The sequence below is a fragment of the Microbacterium sp. LWH13-1.2 genome, assembly GCF_038397735.1.
Taxonomy (GTDB): domain Bacteria; phylum Actinomycetota; class Actinomycetes; order Actinomycetales; family Microbacteriaceae; genus Microbacterium.
In genome coordinates, this window is sequence record NZ_CP151635.1 from 3,575,061 (window position 1) to 3,592,991 (window position 17,931).

The window sequence follows — 17,931 nt, forward strand, 5'->3', positions numbered from 1 at the left end:
GCCGAGGGGTCGCGGGGTGATACCGCCGGGTATGCGACTCCGCTCCGCTCGCCGCTGAAAAAGGCCGGTGGCCTGCTGCTGGAGGCGCGATCCGCCGGTTGTCATCTACGCTTGCGAAACAGGGCGAGAACAGCCAGCCACTCCTGCACCTGCTGCTCGACCTCTTGGACGAGACAGCAAGGTGGCTCGCGGACCGACGCCGATCATGTCGGAGAGAACGGCGTCCTTCTGCGCTCGAAGCACGTCGTCGAATTCTTCGTCGATGATCGCGCGATAGTCGGTGATCTCGTAGATGGTCTGCTGCATCACGACCTGAGCCGTGATTCCTGCCACTCCGGCGGTCATGGCGGAGTTGGTGAGCATCGCTCCGGGGTTTTCAAGAACTGCAGATTCTTCGAACTGCCCGTTCGGTGCTCGAAGGATCGCATGCAGGTCTTTCGTCGTCGAGTTAATCACCATCGCGAGGAGCTTCGCCCCCTGCTACGAGTCCTCGGTCAGCTTCATCCACCGGCCCGAGTTCGCAGCGATCTCAGAACCAGCCTTGACCATTGCTGCACCACCGCCGAACACCGCGCCGAGACGAGGAAGGTCCAGCTCGCGGGACTCGAGCCGATGCGTGCCAAGCAACCTGTCGACCGACGACGACGGCCCGATCAACGCGAGTCCAGGCGATTCATCGTCTCAAGCGCTAACGCATACGAGGAGAAGTTCCGGATATCGAGTTCCGGGCTGTTCATCCCCTACATCTCAGCGCCCGTCAACCTCGCGGAGAGCCTCATGATCGTTACAGTTGGGCTGAACGACGGGCAGGACACCCGCAAACGCGATCAGCGACTGGCGAGTGTCGAGCGCCTGCTGAGCAAGTACAGCTTGGTTTCGAGCGTGCGCGTGCTTCCGTCGGCCGTTCCCTTTCGCGGTCTCTAGTGAGCGCGTGATCGGGCGAACGGGATCGGCGTGAGGGTACGACGCGATCCTGCAGCAAAGGGCTCCTCGCTCTCCGAGTGAGTCAGTCGCGCCCGCCAGCGAATCCCCCGCCCGGCACTCCTTCTCCCGGCCTTGTCCGCCGCAACCGGCTCCCAACATCCGCCCCGACTGAAGGTCGCGGTCAACGAGCAGCAGCTCCCGAGGGTCCCGTTTTCGGAACCTGCGCGATGAAGAGCGGGTTGAGGCGCGTTCCACGCAGGTTGTAGGGCTCCTGCGAGATCAGCCACCCGAGAGGCGAGAGAACGTAGACGCTGGCGAGCGCCACCGATACGACCACTCTCCCCACGGGTTCCCACACGCGTCGTGGCCAATCCGGTTCGACCCAGCCGAGTCGACGCGTCAGGAAGAGCCCCCCGCCGGTAAGGAGGGCCAGGGAAGCCATTACGATCAGCGCACCGGTGAAGATCCACCAGCCGAGCTCGACCTCGACGAGGAGTGCGCATGCCAGGAGCGCAGTCGACCCCGATCGACTGCGCGCGTCATTCGCTGCGGCGAAGAGAACCGCGACGAGTAGCAGCAGCGTCGCGACGATTGCCACGACGTTCTGTCGTGCAGCGATCCACTCCCCGACTGCCGCGAGCCACGCAGACGGGGCGCCCAGCCAGTCCAGCACCGATGCGAGCTGTGCGGTCGGCGGAACCCCCTGGAGATACCCGATACACGCCAGGACAAAAAGCAGACTGCACGTGAAGCGGTAGACGTTGTCGAGCGTCAGCTTGAAGAAGCGCTCGATGAAATCCAGTCCCATGTGACCCCCGGTGTCGGTTCGTCAGACATTCCGACGAACGGGTGGGCTCGCCGATCGAGCCGGGCTGTGGGAACCGTAGCGCGAGCCCCTGACGTCTGGCGCGGAGACCGCCTGACCGTCGACAACATATTCCGGAATGCGATGGGGGCCTCAGCGTCGTGCCGGCAGAAGGGCGACGTATGGAGGACTCGCTCTAGGTTCGTTCCATGCCATCGACCGCTATCGAACTCCGCGTCGATCGAGACGGCGTCGCCATGGGTGACGACGCCGTCTCGCACGCGAGAACGCTGTCCGTTCCGTCCGGCACGACGCTCAGCTCTGCCCTCGAGAAGAGTTCACCCGAGATCCGGGCGGAAGGCTGGTCGTGGGTCGCCGTCGTCGCTGGCGAGGTCGCCGCCGTGTGGTCCGTCGATCACGGCGTGCGGATGCTGATTGTCGACCGCGCGCTGGATCATGGGCCGGTCGATATCTACTTCCGGTACTTCGTGCAGATTGATCCCGCATGGCTGTTCGACCGTCTTGCCCAGGGCGCTCCCGCACGTCGATACGACCTCGAGGCGGAGTATGCGCCGATAGCGCGGGAGAAGTACGCCGCCGAGCTGCGGCGCCGTGAGCGGGAGGTCGCGGCGAAGCTGCTGAGCGCCGAGTGCATCGAGGCCATCGAGAGCTACGGCGCAGAGATCACGGTGCACGCTGACATCGCCTGCACCTTTACGTACCGCGGTGAGACCTGGACGGTGCGACGCGCGGACACCATGCTGCAGGTGTTCGTCGGTCCGGGTGGTCCGCGCGCGTCGATACGCCCACACGAGCTCGGCGAAGCGTGGCTCGTCGGGATGCTCGGGGCTGCTGCTCGCGCCGCCGCCGGCCGCCCGGAGCTGCCGGAAGCGGAGGTGCTCCAGGGCCTGGACCTCACGCGTCGTGGCGGCCGATGGATGTCTCAGGGGGCCACCATCGTGCAGGTCGCCTCCGACCTCGGGGCGCGCGTCGCCGAGCTCGTGTTCGGGCGATCGCTCGCCGAGGTGCGCGACATGCTCGAAGCCTGAGGTCGTCGTCGGCCGTCGGCGTCGGGCTGCCCTCAGGCCAACGCTATTGGGGCTTCGGGGCCCGATTTCTCGGAGCCGCGCTCCGCGGTGGTTCCGCCCGCAGATGCCCGCTGACCTGCGTCATCACTCGCGCGAGCATCTCCACATCCTCCGCGCTGAGCGACTCGAAGAGATGCATCTTCACTGCCTCGATGTGCCCCGGGAACACCTTCGCCAACACATCCCGCCCTTCGTCCGTGATCGCGACGATCGTGCTGCGCTCATCCTCCGGTGACGGCGCACGCGTGACGAGTCCGCGCTCCTCCAGGGACTGCGCCTGATACGTCAGCCCACTCCGGCTGTACACGACACCATCCGCGAGGTCCGTCATCCGCTGCGAACCATCCGGAGCGTCGCCGAGTCGCGCGAGCAGCTGGAACTGCACGTAGCTGAGCTTGCCGACGTCGCGGAGCTGCTTCTCGACCGCATGCCGCAGCAGGCTGCTCACCTCGGTGAAGGCGAAGTAGGCCGCGAGCTCCGTCGGGGAGAGCTGAGGGGGGCGTGTGCTCATGGATCCAGTATACGCGTTGCTTCGAATTCGAAGCAGTGCTATCTTCAACCTATTGCTTCGAATTCGAAGCACCTGACGAGAGGAAAGATCATGAAGGCAGTACGGTTCCACGAAGTGGGCGGCCCCGAGGTTCTGCAGTACGAGGAGATCGACCAGCCCATCCCGGGCGCCGGCGAGGTGCGACTGCGCGTCGCAGCATCCGCGTTCAGCGCCGCCGACAACGGCATGCGAGCGGGAGCCCTGCCGATTCCGGTGGTGCTGCCGCACGTCCCCGGATACGACGTCTCCGGAACGATCGACGCCCTAGGCGACGGAGTCGACGGCTTCGCGGTGGGTGACGCGGTGATCGCCTTCTTGCCGATGGCGAGGGACGGCGGAGCGGCGGAGTACGTCATCGCCCCGGGGGATGCGCTCGTTGCAGCGCCGACCAGCGTGCCGCTCGCGGACGCTGCAGCGCTCCCGTCGGTTGCGCTGACTGCACGTCAGGCGCTCTTCGATGACGGTGGCCTCAAGGCAGGGCAGCGAGTGCTCATCGTCGGTGCCGGCGGAGTCGTCGGCAAGTACGCGATCGCCCTGGCGAAGCGTGCGGGCGCGTACGTCATCGCGACGGCCAGCCCGCGGAGCGCGGATGCCGTGCGTGCGGCGGGTGCCGACGAGATCATCGACCACACCGAGACCGAGGTCCTGGATGCCGTCACCGAGCATGTTGACCTCCTGCTCAACCTGGCTCCCATCGAGCCGGAGGAGTTCACCGCCCTGGTGCGACTCGTGCGTGACGGGGGAGTCGTGGTGAGCACCACCGCGTGGATGCCGGCGCCGGATGACGCTTATCGTGGTGTGCGGTCTGTGGTTGTGTTCGTTCGAAGTGACGCGGAGAAGCTTGCCGAGCTCGTGTCGCTGGTTGATAGCGGGGCACTTGCGCTGGAGGTTACTCGGCGCATCCCCCTGACCGAGCTTCCGGCGCTGCACGCGGAGGCGGCTGAGGGTCCGATCTCGGGCAAGGTCATCGTGATTCCCTGATGCCCGCGTGGTCCCTCAGCTCGATCACCACTCCCGGGGTGCGACATCGCTCGCGCCCCGGACCACGTGAATCGTCGGGCGTAGTTCCGAACCACCCGGCGTCGCTCTACAGCGAGGTGTAGTAGTTCCGGATGTACCGTGCCATCAACTTGCGTCGGTCTGACAGAAACGCCTCATACGAAGTTGCCGTCGTCGAGCTGAGATTCGTCGGAACCGCGTTCATCGCGAAGTTCGCCGCGAGGTCCACTTGGGAGGTGATCTCACCCAATCGAAGCTCGCCAGAGGTCACCTGAGCGTCGACGATACCCATGTACTCCGACGGCGCCCGATCCTTGATTGCGATGTTGATCGGGGTTTCGGTCAACGCGTAGTTCGCGATCTGGTTGTAGTCACTTCTGTCGTTAACGCCGCTCTTGACCAAGTAGTTCTTCGGCACGATGTGGTGAATATCGCCGACCTCCTCGATCATGCTCGCGATCGTGATGTTCTTCGAGAGAAAGCCCTTCGCGCGAGCGTGCACCTGAGCCGCCAAAAAGGTGAGGAAGTAGGGACTGCGCACGCTCGACGACCTCATGTCCATCGGCAGCGCGACGTCCCAGAAGTTCGACGCGAGCTGTGATGCCTCGATATCTTCCAGAGCACGACGCGCGCCAAGGTCGTCAATCCGTTTGATATCCGCTTCGAACGCCGTCTCGAAGCTCCCCGTGTACCTTCCGGTGAGGATCGACATCACGAACCACTTACGGACCACGTACTTGATGTCTGCTTCGTTCAATGTGCCTTCCGAACGCAGCTTCAGATACAACGCGTAGGCGAAGTTCAACGCGTTTTTCGAACTGATCAATCGGGGCGCGATGAACCCCGCAGACCGGATTGTCAGCGTGAACTGCTGAAAGTTGCGTTGGTTGACGATCTCAAGCAGAACGCGCTCGAGTCGTTCGAAAGACTCGATGGCAAGCTGCTCGTCGAACGATCGCGTCTCGAAGTCGCGACCCGAGAGCACACTTACCAGTGCCGCGACCTTTCCGCGCCCGAACTCCTTGATGCCGGCGACGCGGATCACGTCGGTGTAGCTCGGATCGTAGAGATCTGATGAGTCGTTCTTGAGCCAGCTGATCGCTTTCAGGTATGGGGATGTTGCGAACTCAGAATCGTTCGTTGCGATGTCGTCGTACACATGGGGCGCAACCGATAGATGGCAGAAGTAGTCGATGAGCTTGCGAAGGTTCGCCCCGAACTGGCCATGGCTAGCGATCTTGCTCATAGCGAAGTCGGCACTGCTGAGGGGAACGCCCTTGGAATTGATGCGGATGAAGATCTCCGTGACGGTCTCGATGTCGAGATCCTCGGCCAGCGTGATGATGCCGACCTGCGCCTGCTTGACGGAAGTGAGGCGCTCGAGTGACCGCTGTGCGGTTTCAGCGTCCACCCCAGGGTTAGCGTCGAGGTAGGCCTTGGTCGCCGAGAAGTTCGGGGCGTTCACGAACTCCGCGACGTCGGAAATCCACGCCGGGTCTCGATCAATGACCGGAGTGAGCGTCGCGAATTTCTCCGTCGCCGGGTTGAACGCGATCTTGATCCGCTTCTTGCGATAGGACTTATCGACGATCTGCTGTCCGACGAGCGCGGCTGTCATCGCAGTGATGCGCTGCTGCCCATCGATCAGGATCTGCCTAAACGCCGACTTCGAGCCGTCTTTCAGCCCGACGTCCGCGCTCTGCCACGTGATGAGGTACCCGATGGGGAAGCCGTTGTACAGGGAATCTAGGAGGTCACGCACCTTCGTCGAGTCCCAGACGAACGGCCGCTGCATCTCGGGAATCGCGACCTGGCCGGATTTCACCCACGACAGGAGAGTGTCGACGGGCTGCTGGTGGACCGAGTACTTAGCCATCTATGGCCTCATCTCCGCGCGTCATCACTCGGCGCCGCGAAGTCATGCGGGGCGTGTGGAGCCGATTGCGGGCCCAGCTGCTGAGATGCAGACATACTCATGCAGGTAACGGAGGGTCCCTTGTGTGCCGGTTCCCTGATATTTGTACACCGCGTCACCAGCGTCTCCAGACAAACTGAGTTCGTCTGCGGGGCCCTCCGTCTCCGCAGTCTGTTCGACGATCGCACCAGCGAACGGCCCCCCGTCGAGCAGAGCCCAGTAGATCGTTCCGGCAGTAACTCGCGGTTGCTTCGCTGTCATGCCTTGATAGTGGCAGACGCGAACGATGGTGGTCGTCAACGCCACGTGCCTCGAGCGTAAGACCGGACAGATGCCCGCTTTCGACGCGGACCCAGCCGGTGACTTCGCCAGCAGGCTGCCCTTCTCGTTTAGGCCTTACTCGAGGACACCTCCGCGAGTACTTCGGAGTCTGCCGGTGTCCGAACTCCTCGGAGCCACGCTGCAAGTTGATGGACCGTCCGCACGGCTGGCCGCAGATCGAGGTCCTTGTCGTCGAAGTGCGCGACCTTGTTGCGGAGCTCGCGGATCGAATCGATCCATGCATTGAACTCATCCCGACTGATCGACCAACCGAGGCTATCCCAGTGCTTCACATACATCTGTTGCAGCTTTCCTAGCATTGCGTTGTCGATCTCATCCCTGTCGACGGCTGTGAACTTCGCACGCGCAACGCGCTTCAGCTCCCGTTCGCACCGACCGATGGCGAGGAACGGGACGGCAAGATCCTCGAACTGCTCCGTAAGATCCGTTGCAGTGACGATGCCAGCAAGCTTCCCTTGGTAAGTCACGGCGACGAAGTCGTACTTCACCACGGGCCCAACGTTTGAGAAAAGATCGGAGTGCAGGTCTACCGGGGTTGCCGGCGACAGGATGTCCGCTACGGTACGAGGTTCTTCGCGACGAAGCCGCGCAGAGCCGTAGGACTTCCAGCTCACGACACCGATGAGGTTACGCCTGGTGACGTCATCGACAACGAGGAGCTGCGAGTAGTCATATCTCAACATCATGGCCGTCGCATCGTCTACGGGAGTCGATGGCTCCACCAGGCCCGGTAGCGCCGGGTCGTCCTGATTGGCGAGTGCGAAGGATGCAGCAGGGATCCGCGCGAGCGTCAGCAGGTGGTCGTCAGGGTCGACATATTGGGACGATGCCGACGCGTTCTGGACTCTGACTCGCGTGTCGAGAGTTCCGGTGTCGATGGGAGGATCGACCTCAAATCCCATTTTGATTAGGTCGGCGGTCACCATCTCGATCACATTGCGACCACGACCTCGGGCACCCCAATACCCGATCAGATCGCGAACAGAGATGGCTTCTTGCTGCTTGCGCTTGTAGTCGAAGTACTTCTTTCTATCTGCGATGGAACTCGCGGCCGTGGGCTCTGACGGGGCATTAGTCGTGGAAGCCATGATTCTCCAATTACTAGGGGCCAACGATGACTCGCTGTCGGCCAGGATAGAGCAGTAATTGGGTGTGCCTAGTTCTTTTGGATTTGTGCTGGTACGGAGGGAGTTCCGGAGCTCCGCGAAAGGAGACGGGTTTCGGTCCAACCGCGCCGATTCGCTTGGTCAGGGATGCTGGGCTGGCCGCACCCGCTCCCGCCAAGAAATCCCCCGCCCCGCAATCCGCCTTCCCGCCTCTTCCGCCGCGACCGGCTCCCCGACGTCCGCACCGACCTCAAGCCCCACAACCGAGTGCACGATCGTCCCGTCGTACACGTGCACGAGGTTGTACCCCTGCGCAGCATCCTGTCCACGCGTCGCCCCGACCGGCTGTGCCAGGTCCTGCCCGTACGCACTCGACGACGCAGCCGCGACTGGAATTCCAGCGAACGTCCCGAACGACGGGTGATGCACATGCCCCGACAGGATCCCCCGCACATCCGACCCGGCCAGCACCGCAGCCAGCGCTGCTTGCTCGCGCAGCTCGACCGTCACTGCGAGGTCGAGCACGGTCGGCAGCGGCGGGTGATGGATCAGCAGCAGCGAACCCTCCGGCGCTGGAACAGACAGCTCGGTCGCCAACCACGAGAGCTGAGCCTCATCGACCCGCCCCCAGTGCTGCCCGGGAACCGTCGAATCCAACACGATCACCCGCATCCCACCGAACCAGCGCACCTCGACCACAGCGTCCGAAGCGCCACCGGCGAGCCCGAGCTCCGCCCGCATCGCCCCGCGCTCGTCGTGGTTGCCCATGGCCCACATGACCTCGCACCCCAACGCCTCAACAGCCGGCGCTACCAACTCCCGCAACCGCCGATACGACGACGCGTCGCCTCGATCCGCGAGATCCCCCGTGAACAGCAGCGCATCGGGCTTCAATCCAGAAGACACCAACCGACTCAGAACCGAAGCGAGGTTCGCATCAGCATCCGCTCCACTTCCATACAGAGGCGAGCGTTCACCGGGAAGGTGCGTATCGGAGATGTGCACGAAGGTGTGCGATGGGCGAGAGTGTTCGGTGAGGATCATTTCTCTTCCAGTAAGACGACGAACAAGTACAGGACAGAAGTCAGATGGCCGCGGCAGTCGACCCGGGAACGAGGGTTCCGACGAACGGCTGTCGAACGGTCGGCGCAGAGTCGGCATCAGAGTTCAGAAGAAGCTGCATCGTCTCCACAGCCGCCGCAGCAACAGCCTCGACAGGAATCCGCAGCGTCGTCAGACCCAGCAGGTCGGCACCGGGCAGGATGCCGTCGCACCCCGTCACGCTCACATCCCCGGGCACAGACAGCCCCGCAGCACGAAGCGCGCGCATGACCGCGAGCTGCCGATAGTCCGACGCGCACATCACAGCCGTGGCCCCATCGCTTACGGCATCCAGCGCCTCATCCACTCCATCGGTCGGCGCAGCTCCCGCAGACACCAGAGTCACCGACGCCCCGCCGGCAACCAACGTCGACTGCATCGCCGACGCCCGCAGATGCTCAGCGAACGACACGTCCTCCGCGCCAGACAGCACGACCACCCGACGATGCCCCAGAGACAGCACGTGCGAAGCCAGCAAGTCTCCATGCTCCGGATCGTCATAGTGCGCGGTATGAATCCGTTCCGCCGTCTCGACCCGACCCGCGCGCACGATCGGCACCTGGTCGGCGAACGGCTCGAGCTGCGCGGCCGTGATGCCACCGGTCGCGACGATCAGTCCGGCGACGCGCATGCCCAGCAGTCGGTGCAGCGCGTTGACCTGCTCGGCGCCCTGCACGTCGGCGCCGATCGTCACGGTCACGAGGTCGAGGCCACGCCTGTGTGCCTCATCCTGCAGCCGCGAGAACAGCAGGCCGTATGCCGGGTTGCTCGCATCGCGCAGCATGAGTCCAACCGTGCCGGTGCGGCCGGCGGCGAGCTCGGCGGCCATCGTGTTGCGCACGTATCCGAGGCGCTCGGCCTCGGCGAGGATCCGCTCCTGGGTCTCGGGAGCGAATCGCCCCTCGCCCTTGAGCGCCCGGGTCGCGGTGGCCCGGGAGACACCGGCGGCCGCGGCCACATCGCTCACCGTGACGCGCAGCCCCGGAGCACCGGCATCCGCACCACTCACGCGCGCGCCTTCTTGGCCTTGCGGGGCGCTCCGGCGCGCGAACCTCGTCCATACACGAGATACATGGTGACACCCATGATGATCATGAGCAGCACTGTATAGACGAACGTGATCGGCATCGCGTCGAGATTGTTCTCGCCGCGCGTGCTCTCTTGAATCGCGACACCGAGCGGCTTGAACAGCGGGTGGTAGAGGAAGATCGCCGCGTCGTAGTCGTCGAGCAGGCTGTTGAAGTTCAGCGCGGTGATCGCCGCAGCGGTCGGCAGCACGAGCGGAACCAGCACCTTGCGGAACGTCGTCAGCGACTTCGCCCCGAGGATGCGCGAGGCGTCTTCGAGCGAATCGGGCACCGACGCGAACCCGGCCTTGAGCAGGCGCAGCGTGAACGGGATCTTCACGCAGATGTAGGCGATGAGCAGCAGGATCGGTGTGCCGGTGAGCACGAGGCCGCCCACGATCGCCCGCGGCTCGTCGAACGCGGTCACGAGGGCGAGCGCGATCAGCACGATGGGCAGGATCCACGGGATGTGCAACACGTACTCGATCGCGGTGGTCAGCAGGTTGCGGTGCTTCTGCAGCATCCGGGCCACGAACAGCAGACCGCCGACCACAACGATCGAGGCCACGGCGCTGTAGACGACGCTGACGATGAACGGGCGGATCGCCTCGGCGCTCGAGAACACGGTGATGTAGTTGTCGAGCGTGAGGCTGTCGAGGGTGATCGACCCGGCGAGGATGCTGCGCGCATCGACGAACGAGAAGATCACGATCAGCACGACGGGGATCAGGTAGATCACCCACAGCAGGTAGGCGATGACGTGCACGACGACGTTCGCGAACGGGTTGCGGATCTTCTGCTTCTGAATAGGCGTCGCCACCTTCGCGACCGAGAAGTACACGCCCGATTTCTCGAAGCGGTTCATGATCGCGAGCAGGATGATCGTCGCGATGCCGAGCACGATCGCCAGCAGAGCCGCGATGTCACGCGTGATCGGGCTGCGCGAGAGATCGATGATCAGCGGCGCGACGGTCTGGAAGTCGGGTCCGCCGAGCACGAGCGGAGCGGTCAGCGCCCCGAGCCCGATCAGGAAGGTGAGCACCGTGACGGCAAAGAGCATCGGCTTCATGACCGGCAGCACGATGCGGAGCAGGATCGTCCAGGTCGACGCGCCCATCAGCTTCGCCGCCTCGATCGACGCGTAGTCGACCTTGCCGAGCGATGACGAGAGGAACAGCATGTGGTTCGTCGTGGTCGCGAAGGTCATCACGAAGACGACGGCGAAGTACCCCGAGAACCAGTCGCGATCCATGTCGGGCCACCAGTTGACCATCATGTTCGTGAAGAATCCGAACCGGCCGTAGATGAAGTTGTATCCGGCGGCCAGCACGATGCCGCCGTAGATCAGGGTCGTGGCATAGCCGAGCCAGAGGATTTTGGCCCCGCGCACCTGGAAGTACTTCGTCACCAGCACGATGAACACACCGACCACGTTGACCGTGATCGACAGGGTGACGGCGAGCAGGAAGCTGTTGCCGAGTGTCTTCAGCGCGCGCTCGCTGCCGAACAGCTTCTCGACGGCGCGGATGCTGAACTGGCCGTCGGGGAAGAACGTGACGCCGAGCAGGGCGGCGTTCGGCAGCACGAGGAAGGCGGCTGCGAACCAGATCACGATGATGCCCGTGATCCAGGCGAGCGGCGAGCGCAGCATCGCCTTCACGTTGCCGGGCTTTCCTCGTTTGCGGGGCCGCGGTCCCGGCGTCTGACCCTCGACGACCGCGTGGGTCGCCAAGGAGCCGGCTTCTCCGGTCACGGCCGCTGACGGCGGGACCGCGGGGTTCTGGGGAGTCTGATCCGACATGTCACGCCGCCGGGTACTGCAGGATCCAGCGCGGGTCGACGTCGACGCGCACCGCATCGCCCGGGTTCCACTGGCGGGCGCTCGCCGCAGCCGGAACGCTGACGCGCAGCGCAGCATCCTCGGCTCTCACCGTGTAGACGCTGTGGCTGCCGTGGTAGGTGCGGTCGACGATGGTGCCGTCGAGCGAGGCGGATGCTGTCGAAGCCTCGCCGGCCTCGGCGAGGTGCAGCTTCTCGGGCCGCACGTAGCTCTCTGCCGTGGCATCCAGCCCGCCGCCGAGGCTCGTGATCTGCGCGGCGCTCAGGCGGTTGTTCTCGCCGATGAACCGGCAGACGAACGGCGTCGCACTGCGGTCGTAGATCTCCTCGGGAGTGCCGACCTGCTGCAGCGTGCCTGCGTCGAGCACGGCGATGCGATCGCTGAGGGTGAGGGCCTCTTCTTGATCGTGGGTGACGTAGACCGTGGTCACGCCCACCTCGTGCTGCAGGTCTTTCAGCTGCTCGCGCAGCTGCACCCGCAGCTTGGCGTCGAGGTTCGACAGCGGCTCGTCGAGCAGCAGGATGCTGGGGGTCAGCGCGAGAGCGCGGGCGATGGCCACGCGCTGCTGCTGCCCACCCGAGAGCTCCGACACGTTCTTCTCGAGCTGCGACTGCGCGAGTCCGGTGCGCTCGGCGATCTCATCGACGCGGCGGCGCTGCTCGGCCTTCGACGTCTTCTGGATCGAGAGGCCGAAGGCGATGTTCTCGCGCACGTTCATGCTCGGGAACAGCGCGTAGTTCTGGAACACCATGCCCACGCCGCGCTTCTCGCTCGGCACGCGCGTGACATCGCGCCCGCCGATCAGGATGCGTCCGCCGGTGGGCTCGACGAACCCGGCGAGTGTGCGGAGGGCCGTGGTCTTGCCGCATCCGGACGGACCCAGGAGGGTGAAGAACTCACCCTCCCGGATCTCCAGATCGAGGTGCGAGACCGCGCGGTGATCGCCGAACGCGACCTCGACGTCTTCGAAACGGATCATGCTGTCTTTCCGGCTGGTTGGTGAAGAGGGGTTCGGTTCGATCAGCCGATGTACTCGAGCGTGACCTTCTCGACCCACGCGCCGAGGTTCTCGCTCACGAAGCCGAAGTCGATGTCCTGACGGTCGAGGGTGCCCATGAGCTCGACGACCTCGGGGTTGGCCTGCTCGACCGCGCCCTCGTTGACGGGCATCGAGTTGAACTCGGCCGCGAAGTCGCCCTGCACCTCGGCGCTGCCGAACCAGTCGATGAACTCCTGCGCCTTGGCCTCGTTGCCGGTGCCGTTGATCTGCGCGATCTGCTCGGTGACATACGGCACGCCGTAGTCCGGAACGATCATGCCGGTCTTGGTGCCGTACTCCTCGTCACGCGCGGAGATGCCGCTCGAGGGCAGCACGCCGTAGTCGACCTCGTCACGCGTGATGCGGGCGTAGAGATCGGTGCCTTGAACCGCCGGCGAGCCGTTCGCGTAGTACGACTCCACGAGCTCCCAGCCCTCGTCGCTGACGCCGAGGTCGCCGTCCTCATCGAGATGACGCGACAGCATGCTGGCGAGCATGAGCTGCGGGGTGGCCTCGCCGAGCGCCGGGTTGACCTCGTAGCGACCGGCGTACTTCTCGTCGGTCCAGAGCTCCTCCTCGTCGGAGGGGGCGTCGGTGATGGTGTTCTCGTCGTAGACCGTGACGATGGCCTGCTCGACGAGCGGCCAGAACGCGCCGTCGGCCGGGTCGCCCGCGTCGGCGGGAACCTCTCCGCTCCACTCGGGCTCGTAGGCGGTGATCGCCTCTTCGGCCTTGAGCTGCTCGAAGAACATGTTGTTCAGACCGAACACGACATCGCCGACGGGGTTGTTCTTCTCGGCGATGATGCGGTTGGTGAGGTCGGCTCCGCCGAGGCCCACGATCTCGATGTCGATACCGGCCTCCGCGGCCTGCTCGGTGATCCACTCGCCACGACCGTCGCTGTTCGAGTTCGTGTACACGATGAGGGTCGCATCGGAGCCGCCGTCGCTCGAGCCGCCGTCGCCGCCGTCGGTGCTGCCGCCCGCGCATCCGGTCAGGGTCACGGCCGCCACGGCCGCGATTCCCAGGAGAGTCCAGCGCTTCTTTCGGATGTCGACCATGGTCGCCTTTCTCGTCATCGAGGTATGTCTGATCTGACTTTACCCCGGTGTTGTGGTTTATGTACAACGATCTGTCTGTTTCTTAGCCGCGTTCGCGCGACCGCACTCAAGATAGGCGGCGGGGGTGAACGTGAAGCGAGCGCCGGGTGAACGGTGCGGACACTTCGGTCGTCGAGCGCGCGTGGTGGGCGTATCGTCGCGCTCGGCCGCGAGATGGTCGCTCAGCGGGGCCAGTTTCGCACCCGATACGCGTCTCCGGGATGCGGAAGTGGCCCGGCGTGGCCTCCGAGATGCCGAAGTGGCCCCGCGTGAACGAAGGCTCTTCGCCTGGCGGTATATCGCTAGGGTGTGACGAAACACCATGACCTGAGGGGGATCACGATGTCAGCTGAAGCGACCACCACATTCCATTCGAACGCCGACGCCGCGACCACGGCCGCTGCTGTCCAGAAGGTTCTCGCCGACAACAAGGCGAAGATCCTGGGCCAGGCGCCCGACGGCACCACGATCGACTTCCAGACCAAGAAGACGCTGTTCAACTGGGAGCTCCTCGGACGCGCGATCACGACGCCCGCGGCATCAGGTTCTGACGTGCACCTGTCGCTGAACGTGCACCACAACCGTCCGCCGGCACTCATGGACGGCGTGAAGAACAAGAAGGCCGTCGAGAAGCTCGCGGGGCAGATTCAGGCAGCCATCGGCTGACGGATGGCGTGAGCCGGACCGCCGTTGATGGATGCCGATGTACTGCTTCTCTCCGCGGCGCGTCCGGGCTGGGGAGCGACTGCCGGGTGGGTACGGTCATCCCGTGCAACTCGGATCCCTCGCAGACGTCATCACCGCCCTCACCGCTATCGGCGCGCTCATCGCAGCGATCCTCGGCGCCAAACATGCCGGCCGGTTGTTCGCGGTCGAAGCGAGACGCGATGAGAGCACCGCTGCTCGTGAGAGGCAGAGCCAAGCCAGTCAGGTCTTCGCGTGGGTGGCTTCGCGCATCGTCGACGATGAAGCGAAGGCGTACGGCGCTGTGGTCGTGAACTCGTCCGAGCAGGCGATCTACGACGTGACGGTGCGAGTGACCGGTGCCAGTGGCGCCGAGCGACGCCCGATCGAGCTGACGATCTTGCCGCCGGGCGCGTACTACCTCGAGGAGAGCGCCGAGGCATACGCCTGGGAGTTCGCGTCGCGACTCCGCTCTTTCGACGAGGAGATCCGACCCGTCACCAAGTCGAAGAAGCGCACGATCGCCGGAATGCGGTTCCGTGACAGTTCCAACCTCACCTGGACGCGCGACGAGACCGGCATCCTTGTATCGGGCGCTAGTTGATGGCGCCCGCGGCCAGGTTGCACCTGCGCGCAATCCCCACGCTGTCGTCGGGGACTGTCATGATTGACGCCATGACCACCTCGATGCTCGACAGGGCGATCTACTCCTACTCGGACGTCGATCGCCTCGTTGGCCTGCATGGCGGCACTGCCCGGCGCTGGCTAGACGGGTATTCGAGGGCAGGCAAGTTCTACGAGCCGATCCTTCGCGAAGCCTCGACGGGAACCGAAGTCGTCACCTGGGGCGAGATGGTCGAAGCTCGTCTCCTTGCCGAGTTCCGAAGCCGCGACGTCACCGTTCAGAAACTGCGTCCGGCGATCGAGCAGCTTCGCGAGAAATTCGGACGGTACCCACTCGCGCTCGCACGGCCATTCCTGGAGGTAGAAGGGCGAGAGCTCGTGCAGGTCGTCCAAGAAGAGGTCGGGCTCGACCGGTCCCTTCAACTCGTCGTCGTACGCAACGGTCAGAGCATGCTCACGGCGGCGACCGAACGGTTCAGCGATTCAGTGCAGTATGTGGATGGCGCCGCTGGCCGCATCCAGCCCGATCCGCGCACTCCGTTCGTGGTTATGGATCCCGCGCGCACTTTCGGCCAGCCTGCGGTGCGCAACGTGCGTACCGAAATCCTCGCCGGCGACTACAAAGCGGGCAGCTCGCGTGATGAGCTCGCCGACCTCTACGAGCTGACCCTCGACCAGGTCGACGAAGCCTTGCGATTCGAGCTGATCGTCAGCAGCGACCGAGCCGCGTGATGACTCCGTTCTCGCCGGTGTACTTCGCGGACGAGAACACGCTGGGCCTGGCGAAGGTGCTTCGACACTCCGGGCGCAGTGACTTCCTGTCTCCGGGGCATCCGGATCTGCCCGAGGTACCTCTCGGTGCTCTCGATCTCGAGTGGATGCCGATCATCGGGGCACGAGGCTTTGTCGTCGTCACGCGCGACCGACGCATCCGTACTCGCCCCGCCGAGCTCGCCGCCTATCGCGAGCACGGAATCCGGTCGGTGTGGATCGGCGCCAAGAGGGACATGCGACCGGACGAGCAGGCCGCTCTGTTCCTGCGTCACGAGGAGCGGATCGTGAGAGAGATCATCAAACGAGGCGCCGGACCGTGGGCGCTCTCGTTGAACGTTACGGGACCACGTCCGATGCGCCTCGGCGAGGCCTGATCCACCTGGGTGGATCAGCGGACTGCGATCTCCTTGCGGAAATCGAGGGCCTACTCGAACCCGCCGGTCAGCCGTCCCCGCATCCGCTGACTGCTCTCGTTCATCCCGATGATCTCGACGCTCTTCCCTAGCGCCGTGTACTTCGTCTCGATCGCATCGAGCGCGGCGACGGTCGATGCATCCCAGATGTGTGACCCCGTCAGATCGACAACGACAGAATCCGGATCCTTCGAGTACGAGAACAGCGTCGTCAGGTCGTTGCTGGATGCGAAGAACAGCTCTCCGTTCACGACATACGTGACGGAATCCCCGGCAGCAGAGACAGTCCGAGACACCGACACGAAGTGCGCGACCCTGCGCACGAACAGCACCGACGCGACCAGGACCCCACCGACAACCCCCACAGCGAGATTGTGGGTGACCAAGACCAGAAGAACGGTAGAAACCATCACGAACGTCTCGCTCTTCGGCATCCGCTTGAGGGTCGACGGCTTGACGCTGTGCCAGTCGAAGGCTCCGATCGCGACCATGATCATCACGGCGACGAGGGCCGCCATGGGGATCGTGCTGACGAAGTCTCCGAACACGACGACCAGCAGGAACAGGAAGATGCCGGCGCAGAACGTCGAGATGCGCGTGCGGGCGCCTGAGGCTTTGACGCCGATCATGGTCTGGCCGATGACGGCGCATCCGCCCATGCCGCCGAAGGTTCCGGAGAGGATGTTCGCCACGCCCTGAGCCCACGACTCCCGGGTCTTGTTCGAGTGGGTGTCGGTGATCTCATCGACGAGCTTCGCGGTGAGCAGCGACTCCATGAGCCCGACCAGCGCGACCCCGAGCGCGAACGGCGCGATGATCGTGAACGTCTCCCACGTCAGCGGCACGTTCGGGATGAACAGCTCGGGCAGGCTCTTGGGCAGCTCGCCCTGATCGCCGACCGTCGGCACGGCGATCGCGAACGTCAGCACCACAGCCGTCACGATGACCACCGACACGAGCGGCGCCGGCACGACCTTCGTGATCTTCGGCATCACGATCATGACGACGATTCCCAGCGCGACCAGCGGATACACCATCCACGGCTTATCGATCAGCTGCGGGAACTGCGAGCTGAACACGAAGATCGCCAGCGCGTTCACGAACCCGACCATGACGCTGCGCGGAATGAACCGCATCAGCTTCGCGACACCCAGCACCCCGAGGATCACCTGGAAGACACCCGCGAGGATCACCGTCGCGATGAAGTAGTCCATCCCATACGTCGGCGCGACCGGTGCGATCACGAGCGCGACGGCTCCGGTCGCCGCGGTCACCATCGCCGGACGCCCACCGAGGAACGCGATCGACACCGCCATGATGAACGACGAGAACAGCCCCACCTTCGGGTCGACGCCCGCGATCACCGAGAATGCGATCGCCTCGGGAATCAGCGCGAGCCCCACGACCAGACCCGCGAGCACCTCGCGCGTCAGCATCCGCGGACTCTTCAGCGCCTGAAGGACGGTGGGATTCGCCCGATAGCGGGCACGATCGTCGACCGTGGGTGCAGACATGGGGATGCTCCAGAGAAGGTGCCCGGGGATGGGGCAGAACAGTTAA

17 protein-coding genes are annotated in these 17,931 nt (G+C 64.5%); 6 read left to right on the forward strand and 11 right to left on the reverse strand.

Annotated features, from left to right (window positions below):
* Window positions 1–105: 105 nt before the first annotated feature.
* Together MRBLWH13_RS17275 and MRBLWH13_RS17280 are read right to left on the reverse strand one after the other, a co-directional pair.
* Entirely contained in the window at window positions 106–459 is a 354-nt protein-coding gene (locus MRBLWH13_RS17275; RefSeq protein ID WP_341956141.1) for a hypothetical protein, read from the reverse strand.
* A 646-nt stretch (window positions 460–1,105) separates the two neighbouring features.
* A complete protein-coding gene (locus MRBLWH13_RS17280; protein ID WP_341956142.1) occupies window positions 1,106–1,732 on the reverse strand; it encodes a hypothetical protein in 627 nt (208 codons plus the stop codon).
* A 206-nt stretch (window positions 1,733–1,938) separates the two neighbouring features.
* Here MRBLWH13_RS17280 and MRBLWH13_RS17285 point away from each other — a divergent pair, with 206 nt between their 5' ends.
* On the forward strand, window positions 1,939–2,778 hold the full coding sequence (locus MRBLWH13_RS17285; protein WP_341956143.1) for a hypothetical protein: 840 nt from the start codon (window positions 1,939–1,941) through the stop codon (window positions 2,776–2,778).
* 43 nt (window positions 2,779–2,821) lie between these two features.
* On the opposite strand, the gene MRBLWH13_RS17290 is transcribed toward MRBLWH13_RS17285, so the two are convergent.
* Window positions 2,822–3,328, reverse strand: coding sequence for a MarR family transcriptional regulator (locus MRBLWH13_RS17290; RefSeq protein WP_341956144.1), 507 nt, complete (start codon window positions 3,326–3,328; stop codon window positions 2,822–2,824).
* A gap of 90 nt (window positions 3,329–3,418) precedes the next feature.
* Between MRBLWH13_RS17290 and MRBLWH13_RS17295 the strand changes: the two genes are divergently transcribed.
* Window positions 3,419–4,348 (forward strand): NADP-dependent oxidoreductase, encoded by a 930-nt coding sequence (locus MRBLWH13_RS17295; protein ID WP_341956145.1) that lies wholly within the window; start codon window positions 3,419–3,421, stop codon window positions 4,346–4,348.
* A gap of 106 nt (window positions 4,349–4,454) precedes the next feature.
* Here the strand turns inward: MRBLWH13_RS17295 and MRBLWH13_RS17300 are convergent, their stop codons facing one another.
* The 7 genes from MRBLWH13_RS17300 to MRBLWH13_RS17330 form a co-directional block, all read right to left on the reverse strand.
* Window positions 4,455–6,242 carry a DUF262 domain-containing protein gene (locus MRBLWH13_RS17300; RefSeq protein WP_341956146.1) on the reverse strand — a complete coding sequence of 596 codons (1,788 nt, stop codon included), beginning with the start codon at window positions 6,240–6,242 and terminating at the stop codon, window positions 4,455–4,457.
* A gap of 428 nt (window positions 6,243–6,670) precedes the next feature.
* The gene (locus MRBLWH13_RS17305; protein ID WP_341956147.1) at window positions 6,671–7,711 is read right to left on the reverse strand and encodes a CBS domain-containing protein; all 1,041 of its coding nucleotides are present in this window, start codon (window positions 7,709–7,711) and stop codon (window positions 6,671–6,673) included.
* Window positions 7,712–7,870: 159 nt separating this feature from the next.
* On the reverse strand, window positions 7,871–8,773 hold the full coding sequence (locus MRBLWH13_RS17310) for a metallophosphoesterase (RefSeq protein WP_341956148.1): 903 nt from the start codon (window positions 8,771–8,773) through the stop codon (window positions 7,871–7,873).
* A gap of 40 nt (window positions 8,774–8,813) precedes the next feature.
* Complete coding sequence (locus tag MRBLWH13_RS17315) at window positions 8,814–9,839, reverse strand: LacI family DNA-binding transcriptional regulator (protein WP_341956149.1); 1,026 nt, start codon at window positions 9,837–9,839, stop codon at window positions 8,814–8,816.
* Window positions 9,836–11,698: an iron ABC transporter permease gene (locus MRBLWH13_RS17320; RefSeq protein WP_341956150.1), complete on the reverse strand. Its 1,863-nt coding sequence runs from the start codon at window positions 11,696–11,698 to the stop codon at window positions 9,836–9,838. The genes MRBLWH13_RS17315 and MRBLWH13_RS17320 overlap by 4 nt, the downstream gene beginning before the upstream one ends.
* A gap of 1 nt (window position 11,699) precedes the next feature.
* Window positions 11,700–12,716 (reverse strand): ABC transporter ATP-binding protein, encoded by a 1,017-nt coding sequence (locus MRBLWH13_RS17325; protein WP_341956151.1) that lies wholly within the window; start codon window positions 12,714–12,716, stop codon window positions 11,700–11,702.
* 41 nt (window positions 12,717–12,757) lie between these two features.
* Entirely contained in the window at window positions 12,758–13,837 is a 1,080-nt protein-coding gene (locus MRBLWH13_RS17330; RefSeq protein WP_341956152.1) for an extracellular solute-binding protein, read from the reverse strand.
* A 381-nt stretch (window positions 13,838–14,218) separates the two neighbouring features.
* On the opposite strand from MRBLWH13_RS17330, the gene MRBLWH13_RS17335 reads away from it, so the two are divergent.
* The 4 genes from MRBLWH13_RS17335 (at window position 14,219) to MRBLWH13_RS17350 (ending at window position 16,332) form a co-directional block, all read left to right on the forward strand.
* A complete protein-coding gene (locus tag MRBLWH13_RS17335) occupies window positions 14,219–14,542 on the forward strand; it encodes a hypothetical protein (RefSeq protein ID WP_341956153.1) in 324 nt (107 codons plus the stop codon).
* Window positions 14,543–14,645: 103 nt separating this feature from the next.
* Window positions 14,646–15,164, forward strand: a complete 519-nt coding sequence (locus MRBLWH13_RS17340; RefSeq protein WP_341956154.1) for a hypothetical protein — start codon at window positions 14,646–14,648, stop codon at window positions 15,162–15,164.
* 71 nt (window positions 15,165–15,235) lie between these two features.
* Window positions 15,236–15,916: a DUF433 domain-containing protein gene (locus MRBLWH13_RS17345; protein WP_341956155.1), complete on the forward strand. Its 681-nt coding sequence runs from the start codon at window positions 15,236–15,238 to the stop codon at window positions 15,914–15,916.
* Window positions 15,916–16,332 (forward strand): hypothetical protein, encoded by a 417-nt coding sequence (locus MRBLWH13_RS17350; protein ID WP_341956156.1) that lies wholly within the window; start codon window positions 15,916–15,918, stop codon window positions 16,330–16,332. Before MRBLWH13_RS17345 ends, MRBLWH13_RS17350 begins: the two co-directional genes overlap by 1 nt.
* Window positions 16,333–16,382: 50 nt before the next feature.
* Here MRBLWH13_RS17350 and MRBLWH13_RS17355 read toward each other — a convergent pair whose 3' ends face one another.
* Window positions 16,383–17,885, reverse strand: coding sequence for a SulP family inorganic anion transporter (locus MRBLWH13_RS17355; protein WP_341956157.1), 1,503 nt, complete (start codon window positions 17,883–17,885; stop codon window positions 16,383–16,385).
* Window positions 17,886–17,931 lie beyond the last annotated feature (46 nt).

What these genes read in the sequence shown, in the direction of transcription:
- MRBLWH13_RS17275 (WP_341956141.1), bottom strand. Translation starts at nt 459, where the DNA reads ATGGTGATTAACTCGACGACGAAAGACCTGCATGCGATCCTTCGAGCA.
- MRBLWH13_RS17280 (WP_341956142.1), bottom strand. Translation starts at nt 1,732, where the DNA reads ATGGGACTGGATTTCATCGAGCGCTTCTTCAAGCTGACGCTCGACAAC.
- MRBLWH13_RS17285 (WP_341956143.1), top strand. Translation starts at nt 1,939, where the DNA reads ATGCCATCGACCGCTATCGAACTCCGCGTCGATCGAGACGGCGTCGCC.
- MRBLWH13_RS17290 (WP_341956144.1), bottom strand. Translation starts at nt 3,328, where the DNA reads ATGAGCACACGCCCCCCTCAGCTCTCCCCGACGGAGCTCGCGGCCTAC.
- MRBLWH13_RS17295 (WP_341956145.1), top strand. Translation starts at nt 3,419, where the DNA reads ATGAAGGCAGTACGGTTCCACGAAGTGGGCGGCCCCGAGGTTCTGCAG.
- MRBLWH13_RS17300 (WP_341956146.1), bottom strand. Translation starts at nt 6,242, where the DNA reads ATGGCTAAGTACTCGGTCCACCAGCAGCCCGTCGACACTCTCCTGTCG.
- MRBLWH13_RS17305 (WP_341956147.1), bottom strand. Translation starts at nt 7,711, where the DNA reads ATGGCTTCCACGACTAATGCCCCGTCAGAGCCCACGGCCGCGAGTTCC.
- MRBLWH13_RS17310 (WP_341956148.1), bottom strand. Translation starts at nt 8,773, where the DNA reads ATGATCCTCACCGAACACTCTCGCCCATCGCACACCTTCGTGCACATC.
- MRBLWH13_RS17320 (WP_341956150.1), bottom strand. Translation starts at nt 11,698, where the DNA reads ATGTCGGATCAGACTCCCCAGAACCCCGCGGTCCCGCCGTCAGCGGCC.
- MRBLWH13_RS17325 (WP_341956151.1), bottom strand. Translation starts at nt 12,716, where the DNA reads ATGATCCGTTTCGAAGACGTCGAGGTCGCGTTCGGCGATCACCGCGCG.
- MRBLWH13_RS17330 (WP_341956152.1), bottom strand. Translation starts at nt 13,837, where the DNA reads ATGGTCGACATCCGAAAGAAGCGCTGGACTCTCCTGGGAATCGCGGCC.
- MRBLWH13_RS17335 (WP_341956153.1), top strand. Translation starts at nt 14,219, where the DNA reads ATGTCAGCTGAAGCGACCACCACATTCCATTCGAACGCCGACGCCGCG.
- MRBLWH13_RS17345 (WP_341956155.1), top strand. Translation starts at nt 15,236, where the DNA reads ATGACCACCTCGATGCTCGACAGGGCGATCTACTCCTACTCGGACGTC.
- MRBLWH13_RS17350 (WP_341956156.1), top strand. Translation starts at nt 15,916, where the DNA reads ATGACTCCGTTCTCGCCGGTGTACTTCGCGGACGAGAACACGCTGGGC.
- MRBLWH13_RS17355 (WP_341956157.1), bottom strand. Translation starts at nt 17,885, where the DNA reads ATGTCTGCACCCACGGTCGACGATCGTGCCCGCTATCGGGCGAATCCC.